Consider the following 16087-nt stretch of genomic DNA (forward strand, 5'->3'; position numbering starts at 1 on the left):
AAAATCTGAGTTCAACGCGGTATTGCACGTCGGCGTAACTCTTCCAAACACCACGGTCAGTCCCCTCTCCCTCTGGGAGAGGGCTAGGGTGAGGGGCTTTTGATCTGTTTCAGAATCTGGATTCGACTCGGTATTTCAAGTCGGCGTATCTGTCCCAAACACCACGGTCAGTCCCCTCTCCCTCTGGGAGAGGGCTAGGGTGAGGGTTGGCTTTTGGCTGTTTAAATCTGTGTCAGATAACCAGAACCTTCCCACAAGGTTTTCAGGTTGTCCGTCGGACGTCGGCTCTCTAGGCTCTGGGTGTCGCTGAATGTTCAGTGATCGGGTGTGAGAACCCGCCGAGCTTGAAACTAGCACCAGTAAGACCATAATTGCGGCCGGCTTATTTGCTGTCGCAATGCCTTATGGCGGCTGTGTGCGGGCAGACTTCGGTCTGGCCGGTTTTCTGCTCACCGGTTTCTCACTCCGCACATAGCTGCCACCCTTTGCCACGTGAGAAATGGCTGAGGGTGGCTCGAATGACGAGCAGATTTTCATGAAAGATAAAATTGTCCCCGATCCACCACTCGAATCCACATCCCCACTCGAAGACGCCATCCGCGCCGACGACCAGATCAAAACCCGCGAAGCCATCAAACGCGCCCTGGATTTCTACCTCAGCCCCGAACCTATCAAGCCTCGCCAACCCAGCACGATGTTCCTGATCCAGCCAAACATCGACACCGAAAGCCTGCTGGCGCATGCCTGTGAATCACTGGCGTCGGCGAACACCCTTATCGGTAACTTTGCCGATCAGTTGGGCCGGCCCGAGCGTAATACGGCGTTGGCGATTCAGCAGATCATTATGCTGGCCGAGTTGGCGGTGAATCGGGCGCTGGATCGGGTTGATCCGCAGACCTGAGACCGCGTTATCGTTCATCGCGAGCAGGCTCACTCCTACAGGGGAATGCATTCCAAATTGTAGGAGTGAGCCTGCTCGCGATGGCGACGGAACATTCAACACAAAATTTGTGGGCACAAAAAAACCGCCAATCATTCACCGATCGGCGGCTTTTTATTCAGCCCACATCAAATCACTGCATCAACACTTCAATCGAACCATCAGCGGTCATGCTGACTTGGCTCGTACCCGCTTCAACTTCCGGCGTAACCGGCGCGGAATCCATGGCCGCCGCTTTCATCATCATCGGTGCGCGCAGGTACGGCTGCGGATAACCGTTGCTGTTGAGGTTCAGGTTGACGATTTTGTAGCCCTTGCCGCCCAGTGCGTCGGTGGCCAGTTGGGCGCGGGCCTTGAAGGCGGTCACTGCTTCTTTGAGCAACTGGTCTTCACTGGATTTGCGGGTCGGGTCGGCGATGGCGAAGTCCATGCCGCCCATTTTCAGGTCGCCCAGCAGTTCGCCGGTGAGTTTGGACAGGGCGGCGAAGTCGGCGCTTTCCAGGCGCAGTTCGGCGCGTTCACGCCAGCCGGTGATCTTCTGGCCTTTGGTGTCGTAGATCGGGTAGCTGTTGCGGCTGCCTTGGCGCAGAGTGATGTCTTTGACTTGCTTGGCCTGGGCCAAGGCCTTGTTCATGGTGGTGCTGACGTCTGCGGCGAGTTTCGCCGGGTCGGTGTTTTGCTCTTCGGTGTAGAGGGTGACGATCATCAGGTCGCGGGCGACTTCCGTGCTGACTTCGGCGCGCAGGGAAATCTGGTTGTAGTGCAGCTCATCGGCGGCCAGGGCCGGAAGGCTGGCGACGCTGCCGACGGTCAGGGCGAGAAGGGCGGCGCTGCGGCGAAATGTGTGCATGAAAGCTCCTTGATGAGGGCGCAGGTGATGGTTCGGGGGCCTGCGTGAAACCATCAGACTCTAGCTTTTATGATCCGGTTCGCCCAGTTACAACTTCTATACAGATGGCCGGGGCTGCTGCGCAGCCAATCGCGAGCAGGCTCCCTCCCACAGGGGAATGCATTTCAAAGGTGGGAGCGAGCCTGCTCGCGAAGAGGCCCTTATAGCCGCCGAAGATGTTTTCGCCATGTGGTCGTTTGCCGCACTTTCGCCTCTCAAGGCCGCGCGTTGGTTATACTCCGTGCGATCCGCCTGGAGCGCTCATCAGGAGAGCTCATGCTCGCCCCCGTACAACTGACTTCCGCCACTCGCCAGAACCTCTGGCGGCTGACTTTCATCCGCACCCTGGTGCTCGCCGCGCAGGCTGGCTCCGTAGGCCTGGCCTACTGGCTGCAATTGTTGCCGTTGCCGTGGGTGCAACTGGCGATGACCCTCGGCTGCTCGACGCTGCTTTGCGTGTTCACCGCCGTGCGTCTGCGTACTTCGTGGCCGGTCACCGAGCTTGAATATGCGCTGCAACTGGCCTGTGATCTGGTGATCCACAGTGCGCTGCTGTACTTCTCCGGTGGTTCGACCAACCCCTTTGTTTCCTATTATCTGGTGCCGCTGACCATCGCTGCGGTGACGCTGCCATGGCGCTATTCGGTGATTCTCTCCGGCATCGCGCTGGCGCTGTACACCGTGATGCTGACGCGTTTCTATCCGCTGGAAACCCTGCCAGTGGCCCGCGAGAACTTGCAGATCTACGGCATGTGGCTGAGCTTTGCACTGGCAGCGGCGGTGATCACCTTCTTCGCCGCGCGCATGGCTGAAGAGCTGCGCCGTCAGGAAGAATTGCGTGCGATCCGCCGTGAAGAAGGCCTGCGCGATCAGCAATTGCTCGCCGTCGCCACCCAGGCCGCTGGCGCCGCCCATGAACTTGGCACACCGCTGGCGACCATGAGCGTGTTGCTCAAGGAGATGCAGCAGGATCATCCCGACCCCATGCTGCAGGATGATCTGAAGGTGCTGCAGGATCAGGTCAAACTCTGCAAGGAAACCTTGCAACAACTGGTGCGTGCCGCCGAAGCCAATCGTCGCTTGGCCGTCGAGATGCAGGACGTCACCGACTGGCTCGACGAAGCGCTGAACCGCTGGCACCTGATGCGTCCGGAGGCCAGTTATCGCTTCCACCGCCTCGGCCAGGGCACCGTGCCGCGCATGGCGCCGCCGCCGGATCTGACTCAGGCGCTGTTGAATCTGCTCAACAACGCCGCCGATGCCTGCCCGGAAAATCTCAAAGTGACTCTGGACTGGGACCTCGAGAACCTGACCATCAGCATTCGTGACCACGGCGCCGGTGTGCCGCTGGCCATCGCCGAACAGATCGGCAAACCGTTTTTTACCACCAAGGGCAAAGGTTTCGGCCTGGGCCTGTTTTTGAGCAAGGCCAGCGTGACACGCGCCGGCGGCTCAGTGAAACTCTATAGTCATGAGGAAGGCGGCACGCTCACCGAGCTGCGCCTGCCCCACGGCGCCCGAGGAGACCAACATGAGTGACGAAATCCAAGTCGAAGGCGAAGAACTGCCGCATTTGCTGCTGGTCGACGACGACGCAACGTTTACCCGAGTGATGGCCCGCGCGATGGCTCGTCGTGGCTTTCGCGTCAGTACTGCCGGCTCGGCCGAAGAAGGCCTGACCATTGCCCAGGCCGATCTGCCTGATTACGCTGCGCTCGACCTGAAAATGGACGGCGACTCCGGTCTGGTGCTGCTGCCCAAGCTGCTGGAGCTGGACCCGGAAATGCGCGTGGTGATCCTTACCGGTTATTCGAGCATTGCCACCGCGGTCGAAGCGATCAAGCGCGGCGCCTGCAATTACCTGTGCAAACCGGCCGATGCCGACGACGTGCTGGCCGCGTTGTTGTCCGAGCACGCCGACCTCGACAGTCTGGTGCCGGAAAACCCGATGTCGGTTGACCGCTTGCAGTGGGAGCACATCCAGCGCGTGCTCACCGAGCACGAAGGCAACATCTCCGCCACTGCCCGCGCTCTGGGCATGCACCGCCGTACCCTGCAGCGCAAACTGCAGAAGCGCCCGGTTCGTCGCTGAACCTGCGCTGAACGACTATCGCCAGCGCTCGCGATAAAACGCACCGATCATCTATGATCGGTGCGTGTCTGTTCTTTTCTATATCGAGCCTTATCCATGAATCAGAACGCTGAATATTCCGCGGTCAACGATGCTGTGCGCGGGCAGTTTTTTCGCAAGGTGTGGGCGATCATCACGCCGTACTGGCGCAGTGAAGAGAAGGGCAAGGCCTGGACGCTGCTGATTGCGGTGATCGCCCTGTCGTTGCTCAGTGTGGGCATCTCGGTGTGGTTCAACACCTGGTACAAGGATTTCTACAACGCCCTGCAAAAGAAGGACGAAGCGGCGTTCTGGCGCTTGATTCTGTATTTTTGCGGCATTGCGGCCGTGGCGATTATCGGTGCGGTGTACAGGCTCTATCTGACGCAGATGCTGACGATTCGCTGGCGGGCCTGGCTCACTGAAAAGCATTTCTCGCGTTGGCTTGCCGACAAGAATTACTACCAGTTGGAGCAGGGCGGTTACACCGATAACCCGGACCAGCGTATTTCCGAGGACCTCAACAACTTCACCTCCAACACCCTCGAACTGGGTATCGGCCTGCTGCGCAATATCGTCAGTCTGGTGTCGTTCTCGATCATTTTGTGGGGCGTGTCGGGTAGCATCGAAATCTATGGCGTCACCATTCCCGGCTACATGTTCTGGTGTGTGCTGGTGTATGCGGTGGTGGGCAGCTGGCTGACGCATTTGATTGGTCGTCGCTTGATCGGACTGAACAACCAACAACAACGTTTCGAAGCTGACCTGCGTTTTTCCATGGTGCGGATTCGCGAGAATGCCGAAAGCATCGCGTTGTACAACGGAGAGCCGAACGAAAATCGTCGTCTGAGCGCCCGCTTCGGCAATGTCTGGCACAACTTCTGGGACATCATGAAAGTGTCCAAGCGCCTGACGTTCTTCACCGCCGGTTACAGCCAGGCAGCGATCATCTTCCCGTTCATCGTGGCTTCGCCGCGTTACCTTGCCGGCAAGATCGAACTCGGCGAACTGATGCAGATCAGCTCGGCATTCGGCAACGTTCAAGAGAGTTTCAGCTGGTTTATCAGTGCTTATCAGAGCCTTGCTGCGTGGCGCGCTACCTGTGATCGTCTGCTGAGTTTCCGCCAGGCCATGACCGACAACGAGCAACGCGTGCCGGCCATCGATGTGCAGAATCAGGGCAGTGAATTGAAGGTGCACAAACTGGGGCTGGATCTGGCCGATGGCCGTCATCTGCTGACCAGCGCAGACATGACCGTCGAACCGGGTGAGCGGGTGATGCTCAGCGGGCGATCTGGCAGCGGCAAGTCGACCTTGCTGCGGGCGATGGGCCATTTGTGGCCTGCGGGCCACGGCAACATTCGTTTGCCGGCAGCGCGGTATCTGTTCTTGCCGCAAAAGCCGTATCTGCCGATCGGCACGCTGCGCGAGGCGTTGAGTTATCCACAACCGGGCGACACCTACGCGCCGGAACGTTATGCACAAGTGCTGGAAACCTGCCGTCTGCCGCATCTGGTCGCGCGGCTGGACGAGGCCAATCACTGGCAACGCATGCTCTCGCCGGGCGAGCAGCAACGTTTGGCCTTCGCCCGTGCGCTGCTTTACGCACCGCAGTGGCTGTACATGGATGAAGCGACGTCGGCGATGGATGAGGAAGATGAAGCGACGCTGTATCAGGCGCTGATTGACCAGTTGCCGGGGCTGAGCATTGTCAGTGTCGGCCATCGCAGCAGCTTGAAACGTTTCCATCCACGGCACGTGCGGATCGACAGCGGGCATTTGGTTGAGCAAACCGTGACTGCCTGATCACCGCTAAACCCCTGCAGGAGTGAGCCTGCTCGCGATAGCGTTGGGTCAGTCACATTGATGCTGAATGTGCGGACGTCATCGCGAGCAGGCTCACTCCTACATAAAGCGATGTAAACCGGAAAGTGATCGTACAACCCGCTTGAGCTATGATGCCCACAAGCCGAATTTTCGAGACAAGATGCACACCATGGAAAACCTGATCGACACCCCGCGTCTCCCACGCAAGCGCCGCAGCCTGGCCCAGGAACTGGTGACGGTGCTGAGCGAGCAGATCCGCGATGGCCTGCTCAAACGCGGTGACAAACTGCCTACCGAGTCGGCAATCATGGAAGCCCATGGCGTCAGCCGCACCGTGGTGCGCGAGGCGATTTCCCGTTTGCAGGCTGCTGGCCAGGTGGAAACCCGCCACGGCATCGGCACCTTCGTACTCGACACGCCGAGCCCGAGTGGTTTTCGTATCGACCCGGCCACTGTCGTCACCCTGCGTGATGTGCTGGCCATTCTCGAGTTACGTATCAGCCTCGAAGTGGAATCTGCCGGCCTTGCCGCGCAACGTCGCAGCCCCGAGCAACTGGCGACCATGCGCGCCGCGCTCGATGCGCTCAACGAAAGTGCAGCCCACGCCAGCGATGCTGTGGCGTCGGACTTTGCTTTTCACCTGGAAATCGCGCTGTCCACCGGCAACCGCTATTTCACCGACATCATGACCCACCTGGGCACCAGCATCATTCCGCGTACGCGGCTGAACTCGGCGCGGCTGGCCCATGATGATCAACAGCACTACATGGGGCGCCTGAGCCGTGAACACGAAGAAATCTACGACGCGATTGCCCGTCAGGATTCCGATGCGGCGCGTGCGGCGATGCGTCTGCACCTGACCAACAGCCGCGAAAGACTGCGCCAGGCACATGAAGAGGCGCAGGCGCAGGGGTGACGGGTAATTAAAGCTCGAGTTGAACTGTCAGCACTGGCGACTCCGAAATATTACTGGCGCGGGTAACGCTGTAGCGAAGGCTGGCGGTTGCACCTGGAACGAGTTTTTTCTCAAAAAACATCTTTGGGAATGGCGAAGAGCAGTAGCTTTCCTACCGTCGCTGCAGTCAATGTGGTTTGGTCTTTGAAGTTGTTGCCGGTAGTAGTTTCTACGTGCAGCGTAACTACGTCTCCGACAGCTGAGTTGTCGTAGGTCACTTCGCCGTGAGCTTTTCCCTCCAACTTCCCGACATAAAGAACTCCTTTAACTGCTTCTCGGAGTACTGGTGCTGCGAGCTTTTACTTGTGCATTCATGAGTAAATTCCTTTTCGTTATCTCTTCTAACCGTTTTAGGGGCGCAAGCGACGGCATGCGCTGTCGGAGCCGGTTCGTTAGCTCCTGCGTCATTAACGCCAAATCCGTGATCGCCTGGCACCTGTAAGAAATACCAGTTCCGACGAACGGTAATCGCTCCCGCACGACCTCGTTCAGCCCTCGATCCGCAACCTCAACACCTGCGAAAACGGCTCCATACTCGACTCATCGCAAAACTTGTAGCGCAATTCAACCTCTCTGTTCAGGTACGGACGTAGCACCTCTTTAGGCAACTGCAACTCGATCCCCGTCAGTTTTTCCATCTCGTCCTCGGCATCGTCCCAGGTGCCAGTGTCCACTTCCTCGCCTGCCCATTCCGGCTCTTCCGGGTCTTCACCGAGAATCGGGTAGACGCTCCAGTTCGCCGGAAAATCGCTGGAGTCCGGGACTTGTACGATCAATACATCGGGTAGCGCGGATAGCTGAAGGGTGAGGGGGGCAGAGGCAGAAGAGGCGATTTGCGCGAGGGTCGGTGCAGCATAATTCACAAACATTTCGGTTTCCTTCGAAGGTCCGCCACGATCCTTCGTGGCAGTCGTCGCACCTTACCCGGCGTTTCTCCAACGCTCAGTAAACGAATCTTGACCAGACATTTCCGCGCTAGAACCCTTTAAACACGGGCTTTTGCGACGATTTCTGCCAAGCCTTAAACAGCTTTGTCCGACAAAAAAACACCCACAACGATGAAATGCAGTTGACGGTTATTATTTAAGTTGTACGATGACCTACAACTTCAGCGAAGGCTGAACGGACCAATCACAAAAAACGTTGCTACCAGGGTGTTCGAATAATGAATCCACAAGAACTGAAGTCCATCCTCTCTGCCGGCCTGCTGTCTTTCCCGGTGACCGATTTCAACGCGCAGGGCGATTTCAACCGCGCCGGCTACATCAAACGTCTGGAGTGGCTGGCTCCGTATGGCGCTTCAGCCTTGTTCGCCGCCGGCGGCACCGGTGAGTTCTTCTCCCTGGCTGCCAGCGAGTACTCGGAAATCATCAAGACTGCCGTCGACACCTGTGAAACCAGCGTGCCGATCCTCGCCGGTGTCGGTGGTTCGACCCGTCAGGCCATCGAATACGCTCAGGAAGCCGAGCGTCTGGGCGCCAAAGGTCTGTTGCTGCTGCCGCACTACCTGACCGAAGCGAGCCAGGACGGTGTTGCCGCTCACGTTGAAGCCGTGTGCAAATCGGTCAACATCGGCGTAGTCGTTTACAACCGCAACGTTTGCCGCCTGACCGCGCCGCTGCTGGAACGTCTGGCCGAGCGCTGCCCGAATCTGATCGGGTACAAGGACGGTCTGGGCGATATCGAGTTGATGGTGTCGATCCGTCGCCGCCTCGGTGATCGCTTCAGCTATCTGGGTGGCCTGCCGACCGCCGAAGTCTATGCCGCCGCCTACAAGGCGCTGGGCGTACCGGTTTACTCTTCGGCGGTGTTCAACTTCATTCCGAAAACCGCGATGGACTTCTACCACGCGATCGCCCGTGAAGATCACGCCACCGTCGGCAAGATCATCGACGACTTCTTCCTGCCGTACCTGGATATCCGTAACCGCAAGGCCGGTTATGCCGTGAGCATCGTCAAGGCAGGCGCGAAAATCGCCGGCTATGACGCAGGCCCGGTGCGGGCGCCGCTGACCGATCTGACCGGTGAAGAGTACGAAATGCTCGCCGCGCTGATCGACAAGCAAGGTGCGCAGTAACACCCGATAAAAGCGAGGCCGCTGAGCAATCAGCGGCTTTTTGCGTGAAGGCTTTGAGATGTGAGGGCTGCCCCTGTGACAACTGCAAAACGCTACGACAACTACATCAACGGCGAATGGGTTGCCGGTGCCGACTACTCGGCCAACATCAACCCGTCCGAACTGAGCGACACCATCGGCGATTACGCCAAGGCTGATCTGACTCAGGTTCACGCCGCCATCGACGCTGCCCGCGCGGCATTCCCGGCGTATTCGACTTCGGGTATTCAGGCCCGTCACGATTCGCTGGATAAAGTCGGCACGGAAATCCTCGCCCGTCGTGAAGAGCTCGGCACCCTGCTGGCCCGGGAAGAGGGCAAGACCCTGCCTGAAGCCATCGGTGAAGTGACCCGCGCCGGTAACATCTTCAAATTCTTCGCCGGTGAATGTCTGCGCCTGTCAGGCGACTACGTGCCGTCGGTGCGTCCGGGCGTCAACGTTGAAGTGACCCGCGAAGCGCTAGGCGTGGTGGGTCTGATCACTCCTTGGAACTTCCCGATCGCGATTCCTGCGTGGAAAATCGCCCCGGCGCTGGCCTACGGCAACTGCGTGGTGTTGAAACCGGCCGATCTGGTGCCGGGCTGCGCTTGGGCACTGGCGGAAATCATTTCCCGCGCAGGCTTCCCGGCTGGCGTGTTCAACCTGGTGATGGGCAGCGGTCGCGTGGTTGGCGATGCGTTGGTGCAGAGCCCGAAAGTCGACGGCATCAGCTTCACCGGTTCGGTGGGCGTGGGTCGTCAGATCGCGGTCAACTGCGTGTCGCGCCAGGCCAAGGTTCAGCTGGAAATGGGCGGCAAGAACCCGCAGATCATTCTCGATGACGCCGACCTCAAACAAGCGGTCGAGCTGTCGGTGCAGAGCGCGTTCTACTCCACCGGCCAGCGTTGCACCGCGTCGAGCCGTTTGATCGTCACCGCCGGGATTCACGACAAGTTCGTTGAAGCCATGGCCGAGCGCATGAAGTCGATCAAGGTCGGCCACGCACTGAAATCCGGCACCGATATTGGTCCAGTTGTTTCGCAAGCGCAGCTGGAACAGGACATGAAGTACATCGATATAGGCCAGTCCGAAGGTGCGCGTCTGGTCAGCGGCGGCGGTCTGGTAACTTGCGACACCGAGGGTTACTTCCTCGCGCCAACGCTGTTTGCCGACAGTGAAGCGTCGATGCGCATCAGCCGCGAAGAGATCTTCGGCCCGGTGGCCAACATCGTTCGCGTAGCTGACTACGACGCGGCGCTGGCGATGGCCAACGACACCGAATTTGGTCTCTCGGCGGGTATTGCAACCACCTCGCTGAAGTACGCCAACCACTTCAAGCGCCATTCGCAGGCCGGGATGGTCATGGTCAATCTGCCGACCGCTGGCGTCGATTACCACGTTCCGTTCGGTGGCCGTAAAGGTTCATCCTATGGATCACGTGAGCAAGGCCGCTATGCGCAAGAGTTTTACACGGTCGTGAAGACCAGTTACATCGGCTCCTGATACACGCAATACCCCTGTAGGAGCTGCCGAAGGCTGCTCCTACAGGGAATAGATGCAAGACCAAAGAAGATTCACCCGCGCATAAAAATAATCAGTGGGAGTACATCTACATGCAATCGTCCAAGCCGACTCACGTCCGCTATTTGATCCTGCTCATGCTGTTTCTGGTGACCACGATCAACTACGCCGACCGTGCGACTATCGCCATCGCCGGTTCCAGCCTGCAAAAAGACCTCGGTATCGACGCGGTCACCCTCGGTTACATCTTCTCCGCATTCGGTTGGGCCTACGTGGCCGGGCAAATTCCCGGTGGCTGGCTGCTCGATCGCTTCGGCTCGAAAAAAGTCTATGCCCTGAGCATTTTCACCTGGTCGCTGTTCACCGTGCTGCAAGGCTTTGTCGGTGAGTTCGGCATGTCCACCGCCATCGTTGCGCTGTTCATGCTGCGCTTCCTGGTCGGTCTGGCTGAAGCGCCATCCTTCCCCGGCAACGCGCGCATCGTCGCCGCTTGGTTCCCGACCGCTGAACGCGGCACCGCTTCGGCGATCTTCAACTCGGCGCAATACTTTGCCACCGTGTTGTTCGCACCGCTGATGGGCTGGATCGTTTACTCCTTTGGCTGGGAGCACGTGTTTATCGTTATGGGCATCCTCGGGATCATCTTCTCGCTGGTCTGGCTGAAAGTGATCTACAGCCCGCGTGAGCACCCGCGTATCAACGAAGCCGAGTTCAAACACATCGCTGAAAACGGCGGCATGGTCGACATGGACCAGAAGGGCAAAAAGTCCGACGGTCCGAAGTGGGATTACATCCGTCAGCTGCTGACCAATCGCATGATGCTCGGCGTGTATCTGGGCCAGTACTGCATCAACGGCATCACTTACTTCTTCCTGACCTGGTTCCCGGTGTATCTGGTGCAAGAGCGTGGCATGACCATTCTCAAGGCGGGTTTCATCGCCTCGTTGCCGGCAATCTGCGGCTTTATCGGCGGCGTACTCGGCGGGGTGATTTCCGACTACCTGCTGCGCAAGGGCCACTCGCTGACCTTCGCCCGCAAAGCGCCGATCATTGCCGGCCTGCTGGTTTCCAGCAGCATCGTTGCCTGCAACTATGTTGAAGTGGAATGGATGGTCGTTGGCTTCATGGCCCTGGCCTTCTTTGGCAAAGGCGTTGGCGCACTGGGCTGGGCGGTGGTTTCCGACACCTCGCCAAAACAGATCGCCGGTCTGAGCGGTGGCCTGTTCAACACTTTCGGCAACATCGCTTCGATTACCACGCCGATCGTGATTGGCTACATCATCAGCTCCACCGGTTCGTTCAAATGGGCGCTGGTGTTCGTCGGTGCCAACGCACTGGTCGCGGTGTTCAGCTATCTGGTCATCGTTGGCCCGATCAAACGTGTGGTACTCAAAGAGCCGCCAACCAATGGCGGTACTGAAGCCACCGGCAAATTGTCCCAAGCGCATTCCTGAGGAGCGGCGTCATGCAGTTGATTGAACATTCCGACTCGCCGCGCCACATCCGCCTGCACGAGCGGGACAATGTGGTGGTAGTGGTCAACGACCAGGGCGCCCCGGCCGGCACTGAATTTGCCGATGGCCTGGTGACGCTGGAATTTGTGCCGCAGAGCCACAAGGTCACCCTCGAAGACATTCCCGAGGGCGGCCAGGTGATTCGCTACGGTCAGGTGATTGGCTACGCGTTGCAGCCGATTCGCCGTGGCAGTTGGGTCAAGGAAGATCAACTGCGCATGCCGACTGCGCCGCCGCTGGACAGCTTGCCGCTGTCCACCGAGGTGCCGGACGCGCAGGCACCGCTGGAGGGCTTCACGTTCGAGGGCTATCGCAACGCTGACGGCACCGTCGGCACGCGCAATATTCTCGGCATCACTACGACCGTACAGTGCGTCACCGGCGTGCTTGATCACGCGGTAAAACGCATCAAGGAAGAGCTGCTGCCGAAGTATCCGCACGTCGATGACGTGGTGGCGCTGACTCATAGTTACGGTTGCGGCGTGGCAATTACCGCCACCGACGCCTACATCCCGATTCGCACCGTGCGCAATCTGGCGCGCAACCCGAACCTCGGTGGCGAGGCGTTGGTGATCAGTCTGGGCTGCGAGAAATTGCAGGCCGCTCAGGTCATGCACGAAGACGATGCGTCGGTGGATCTCAGCGATCCTTGGCTGTATCGCTTGCAGGATTCCAGTCACGGTTTCACCGAGATGATCGAGCAGATCATGGAACTGGCTGAAGTCCGTTTGAAGAAGCTCGACCAGCGCCGCCGCGAAACCGTGCCGGCGTCCGAGTTGATCCTCGGCATGCAGTGCGGTGGCAGTGATGCGTTTTCCGGCATCACCGCCAACCCGGCGCTGGGTTATGCCTCGGACTTGCTGCTGCGAGCGGGGGCGACGGTGATGTTTTCCGAAGTCACCGAAGTGCGCGATGCGATTTACCTGCTGACTTCACGCGCCGAAAGCAAAACCGTTGCCGAGGAACTGGTGCGCGAGATGGACTGGTACGACCGTTACCTGGCCAAGGGCGAGGCGGATCGCAGCGCCAACACCACGCCGGGCAACAAGAAGGGCGGGCTGTCGAACATTGTCGAGAAGTCGCTGGGCTCGATCGTCAAATCCGGCAGCAGCGCGATCAATGGCGTGCTTGGCCCTGGCGAGCGCTTCAAGCAGAAGGGTTTGATTTTCTGTGCGACCCCGGCGAGTGATTTTGTCTGCGGCACGTTGCAGTTGGCGGCGGGAATGAACCTGCATGTGTTCACTACCGGGCGTGGCACGCCGTATGGTTTGGCGATGGCGCCGGTGGTGAAAGTCTCGACGCGGACAGAGTTGGCGCAGCGCTGGCCGGATCTGATCGACATCGATGCCGGGCGGATCGCGACCGGGCGCGCGACCATCGAGGAATTGGGTTGGGAGTTGTTTCACTATTACCTGGATGTGGCGAGCGGCAAGCAGCAGACCTGGGCGGAGAAGCACAAGCTGCATAACGACATTACGTTGTTCAATCCGGCGCCGATTACTTGATGGTTTGGGGGTTGGGTCAAAAGCTACCCTCATCGGAACGCCGCCCGCCCACCCCTCTCCCGGGGGGGGGAGGGGGCCGATCCGGGGATATTTGAGAAGTACATCGATCTGGAAATGCTGAGCCGAATCCATAATCGACTCGGCCTTGCAGGTCGATGTATGCCGCAAAACACCTCGGTCAGTCCCCTCTCCCTCGGGGAGAGGGTTAGGGTGAGGGGCTTTTGCTTTATCATTGGCCCCTAACGACGCTCACCCAAGGCTCCCCGGCATGCTGGCAATTTTCCTCGAAACCCTGAACATCACCGCGCCGGTGTTTGCCATGCTGTTTCTCGGTGTGCTGCTCAAGCGCATCGACTGGATCAACGACAATTTCATCCACACCGCCTCCTCGCTGGTGTTCAACGTGACCATGCCGGCGTTGCTGTTTCTCGGCATCCTGCACGCCGATCTGCATGCTGCGCTGCAACCGTCCCTGCTGATCTACTTCTCCCTCGCCACGCTGGTGAGTTTTGCCCTGGCCTGGGGCTGGGCGATTTTCAAATGCCCGCGTGAAGATCGCGGCATCTACACCCAGGGCGCGTTTCGCGGCAACAACGGCGTGATTGGTCTGGCACTGGCGGCGAGCATGTACGGCGATTACGGGATTTCTCTCGGGGCGATTCTCGCGGCGCTGGTGATCCTGTTCTACAACACGCTGTCGACCATCGTGCTCGCGGTATACAGCCCGGTGATCAAATCCGATCCGTGGAGCATCTGCAAAAGCGTGTTCAGCAATCCGTTGATCATCAGCGTGATTGCGGCGGCGCCGTTTGCCTATTTCAAGATCGGTTTGCCGGGCTGGCTGGAGACCTCAGGTCAATATCTGGCGCAGACCACCTTGCCGCTGGCGTTGATCTGCATTGGCGGCACACTGTCGCTGGCGGCGTTGCGCAAGAGCGGTAGCATGGCGCTCAGTTCCAGCCTGGTGAAGATGATCGGTTTGCCGGTGCTGGCGACGCTCGGCGCGTGGTTGTGGGGATTTCGCGGGGCGGAACTGGGAATTCTGTTTTTGTATTTCGGCAGCCCGACGGCGGCGGCGAGTTTTGTCATGGCCCGGGCGGCGCAGGGCAATCATGAACTGGCGGCAGCGATTATCGTGATGACCACGTTGATGGCGGCGATCACTACCAATATCGGGATCTTTGTTTTGCAGTGGGGTGGGTGGATATAAAGGCAAGATCAAAAGATCGCAGCCTGTGTCAGCTCCTACAGGAGACCGCATTTCCATGTAGGAGCTGCCGAAGGCTGCGATTTTTTAGCTTTTCTCGTAACTGTCGATCACTTCCTGCGCAGCCCGAAACGCATCAATCGCCGCCGGTACGCCGGCATACACCGCGCAATGCAGCAGCGCCTCACGGATCTCGTCCACCGTGCAGCCGTTGTTCAGCGCGCCGCGCACATGGCCTTTCAACTCTTGCGGGCACTTCAATGCGGTCAGCGCTGCAAGCGTTATCAGACTGCGAGTCTTCAGCGGCAAACCTTCACGATTCCACACACTGCCCCAGGCATGCTCATTGACGAAATCCTGCAGCGGCTGGGTGAACTCGGTGGCGTTGCCCAAGGCGCGATCAACAAACGCATCGCCCATTACCTGGCGGCGGACTTCAACCCCGGACTTCTTCGATTCGGTCATGGTTTTTCACTCTTGTGGTGTTGGCGGCGCCAGGCGCGGATCGACGTGAACAGCAAAAACGTCAGCAGCGTCGGCAGGACATAAAACAGCATCAGCCGCTCCAGCTTGCCGGCCAGTGGCATGCCGGTGGTGAACGACACCACGTGCAGCCCGTAAACCAGATACAAACCGAGCAGCAACAAACCTTCGGCGCGGGTCACGCGGTAGCCGGAATAGAACACCGGCAGGCACAGCGCGGCGACGCCGAGCATCACCGGCAGGTCGAAATCCAGCGCGTTCGGCGACACCGACAGCGGCGTCGGCGCGATCAATGCGGTCAGGCCGAGTACCCCGAGCAGATTGAACAGGTTGGCACCGATCACGTTGCCCACGGCGATGTCGCGTTGCCCGCGCAATGCCGCGATCAGCGAGGTTGCCAGTTCCGGCAGCGAAGTGCCGACGGCGACCACGGTCAGGCCGATCACTCGCTCGGAGAATCCCAGATCCGTGGCCACCACGACGGCAGCGCCCAGCAGCAGATGCCCGGCGAATACCAGCATTGCCAAACCGATAACGATCATCAGCAAGCTGCTGATCCACGAGGCTTGCACTGCTTCGGCATGTTCCGAATGCGGCCGGGTCGAGTGCCGCGATTGACGCAGCAGCAAGCCGAGGTACAACGCCAGTGCGCCCAGCAGCAGGAGGCCGTCGAAGCGACCGATCTCTTCATTCCAGGCCAGGACGAACACCAGCAGGGTGGCACCGATCATCAGCGGAATATCGAGCCGCACCAGTTGCCGCGAGACGCGCAGCGGAATGATCAGCGCCGACAGGCCGAGGGTGACGAGGATATTGAAGATACTGCTGCCGACCACGCTGCCGACGGCGATGTCCGGGTTGTGCGCTAACGCTGCCTGCAGGCTGACGGCCATTTGCGGCGCGCTGCTGCCAAGGGCGACGATGGTCAGGCCGATGATCAGCGGCCGCACATGCAGGCGCGCCGCCAGACGCACCGCTGCGCGCACCATCAGTTCGGCGCCGAAGATCAGCAGGCACAGGCCGGCGAGCAGTTCGATCACG

General features: G+C 59.3%; 14 protein-coding genes. 10 read left to right on the top strand and 4 right to left on the bottom strand.

What is annotated here, in order from left to right; translation table 11 throughout:
- Positions 1 to 535: 535 nt before the first annotated feature.
- Entirely contained in the window at positions 536 to 901 is a 366-nt protein-coding gene (locus tag PspR84_RS04660) for a DUF6124 family protein (RefSeq protein WP_238785221.1), read from the top strand.
- A 172-nt stretch (positions 902 to 1073) separates the two neighbouring features.
- On the opposite strand, the gene PspR84_RS04665 is transcribed toward PspR84_RS04660, so the two are convergent.
- On the bottom strand, positions 1074 to 1790 hold the full coding sequence (locus tag PspR84_RS04665; protein ID WP_095119498.1) for an SIMPL domain-containing protein: 717 nt from the start codon (positions 1788 to 1790) through the stop codon (positions 1074 to 1076).
- Between the two features lie 315 nt (positions 1791 to 2105).
- Between PspR84_RS04665 and PspR84_RS04670 the strand changes: the two genes are divergently transcribed.
- The 4 genes from PspR84_RS04670 (at position 2106) to PspR84_RS04685 (ending at position 6682) form a co-directional block, all read left to right on the top strand.
- Positions 2106 to 3368, top strand: a complete 1263-nt coding sequence (locus PspR84_RS04670; protein ID WP_160055843.1) for an ATP-binding protein — start codon at positions 2106 to 2108, stop codon at positions 3366 to 3368.
- Positions 3361 to 3921, top strand: coding sequence for a response regulator transcription factor (locus PspR84_RS04675; protein ID WP_003221630.1), 561 nt, complete (start codon positions 3361 to 3363; stop codon positions 3919 to 3921). The genes PspR84_RS04670 and PspR84_RS04675 overlap by 8 nt, the downstream gene beginning before the upstream one ends.
- 96 nt (positions 3922 to 4017) lie before the next feature.
- Entirely contained in the window at positions 4018 to 5745 is a 1728-nt protein-coding gene (locus tag PspR84_RS04680; protein ID WP_160055845.1) for an ABC transporter ATP-binding protein/permease, read from the top strand.
- 190 nt (positions 5746 to 5935) lie between these two features.
- Positions 5936 to 6682, top strand: a complete 747-nt coding sequence (locus PspR84_RS04685; protein ID WP_178121142.1) for a FadR/GntR family transcriptional regulator — start codon at positions 5936 to 5938, stop codon at positions 6680 to 6682.
- Positions 6683 to 7209: 527 nt separating this feature from the next.
- On the opposite strand, the gene PspR84_RS04690 is transcribed toward PspR84_RS04685, so the two are convergent.
- Positions 7210 to 7590: a hypothetical protein gene (locus tag PspR84_RS04690; protein WP_160055849.1), complete on the bottom strand. Its 381-nt coding sequence runs from the start codon at positions 7588 to 7590 to the stop codon at positions 7210 to 7212.
- Positions 7591 to 7886: 296 nt separating this feature from the next.
- On the opposite strand from PspR84_RS04690, the gene kdgD reads away from it, so the two are divergent.
- From kdgD to PspR84_RS04715, 5 genes are all read left to right on the top strand, one after another.
- A complete protein-coding gene (kdgD, locus tag PspR84_RS04695) occupies positions 7887 to 8798 on the top strand; it encodes a 5-dehydro-4-deoxyglucarate dehydratase (protein ID WP_016984321.1) in 912 nt (303 codons plus the stop codon).
- A 75-nt stretch (positions 8799 to 8873) separates the two neighbouring features.
- Positions 8874 to 10319, top strand: coding sequence for an aldehyde dehydrogenase family protein (locus tag PspR84_RS04700; protein WP_123375760.1), 1446 nt, complete (start codon positions 8874 to 8876; stop codon positions 10317 to 10319).
- 110 nt (positions 10320 to 10429) lie between these two features.
- The gene (locus tag PspR84_RS04705; RefSeq protein WP_095049741.1) at positions 10430 to 11791 is read left to right on the top strand and encodes an MFS transporter; all 1362 of its coding nucleotides are present in this window, start codon (positions 10430 to 10432) and stop codon (positions 11789 to 11791) included.
- Between the two features lie 11 nt (positions 11792 to 11802).
- Positions 11803 to 13356, top strand: coding sequence for a galactarate dehydratase (garD, locus tag PspR84_RS04710; RefSeq protein ID WP_160055851.1), 1554 nt, complete (start codon positions 11803 to 11805; stop codon positions 13354 to 13356).
- Positions 13357 to 13624: 268 nt separating this feature from the next.
- Entirely contained in the window at positions 13625 to 14566 is a 942-nt protein-coding gene (locus tag PspR84_RS04715) for an AEC family transporter (RefSeq protein WP_034154462.1), read from the top strand.
- Positions 14567 to 14650: 84 nt separating this feature from the next.
- Here PspR84_RS04715 and PspR84_RS04720 read toward each other — a convergent pair whose 3' ends face one another.
- Together PspR84_RS04720 and PspR84_RS04725 are read right to left on the bottom strand one after the other, a co-directional pair.
- Positions 14651 to 15028 (bottom strand): carboxymuconolactone decarboxylase family protein, encoded by a 378-nt coding sequence (locus PspR84_RS04720; protein ID WP_160055853.1) that lies wholly within the window; start codon positions 15026 to 15028, stop codon positions 14651 to 14653.
- On the bottom strand, positions 15025 to 16086 hold the full coding sequence (locus PspR84_RS04725) for a calcium/sodium antiporter (protein WP_160055855.1): 1062 nt from the start codon (positions 16084 to 16086) through the stop codon (positions 15025 to 15027). The genes PspR84_RS04720 and PspR84_RS04725 overlap by 4 nt, the downstream gene beginning before the upstream one ends.
- Between the last annotated feature and the right edge of the window lies 1 nt (position 16087).

It is taken from the genome of Pseudomonas sp. R84 (assembly GCF_009834515.1).
Classification (GTDB): Bacteria; Pseudomonadota; Gammaproteobacteria; order Pseudomonadales; family Pseudomonadaceae; genus Aquipseudomonas.

Bases quoted from the DNA above. Each gene is read 5' to 3' on its own strand.
- PspR84_RS04660 (WP_238785221.1), top strand. From the start codon at position 536: ATGAAAGATAAAATTGTCCCCGATCCACCACTCGAATCCACATCCCCA.
- PspR84_RS04665 (WP_095119498.1), bottom strand. From the start codon at position 1,790: ATGCACACATTTCGCCGCAGCGCCGCCCTTCTCGCCCTGACCGTCGGC.
- PspR84_RS04670 (WP_160055843.1), top strand. From the start codon at position 2,106: ATGCTCGCCCCCGTACAACTGACTTCCGCCACTCGCCAGAACCTCTGG.
- PspR84_RS04675 (WP_003221630.1), top strand. From the start codon at position 3,361: ATGAGTGACGAAATCCAAGTCGAAGGCGAAGAACTGCCGCATTTGCTG.
- PspR84_RS04680 (WP_160055845.1), top strand. From the start codon at position 4,018: ATGAATCAGAACGCTGAATATTCCGCGGTCAACGATGCTGTGCGCGGG.
- PspR84_RS04685 (WP_178121142.1), top strand. From the start codon at position 5,936: ATGGAAAACCTGATCGACACCCCGCGTCTCCCACGCAAGCGCCGCAGC.
- PspR84_RS04690 (WP_160055849.1), bottom strand. From the start codon at position 7,590: ATGTTTGTGAATTATGCTGCACCGACCCTCGCGCAAATCGCCTCTTCT.
- kdgD (WP_016984321.1), top strand. From the start codon at position 7,887: ATGAATCCACAAGAACTGAAGTCCATCCTCTCTGCCGGCCTGCTGTCT.
- PspR84_RS04705 (WP_095049741.1), top strand. From the start codon at position 10,430: ATGCAATCGTCCAAGCCGACTCACGTCCGCTATTTGATCCTGCTCATG.
- garD (WP_160055851.1), top strand. From the start codon at position 11,803: ATGCAGTTGATTGAACATTCCGACTCGCCGCGCCACATCCGCCTGCAC.
- PspR84_RS04715 (WP_034154462.1), top strand. From the start codon at position 13,625: ATGCTGGCAATTTTCCTCGAAACCCTGAACATCACCGCGCCGGTGTTT.
- PspR84_RS04720 (WP_160055853.1), bottom strand. From the start codon at position 15,028: ATGACCGAATCGAAGAAGTCCGGGGTTGAAGTCCGCCGCCAGGTAATG.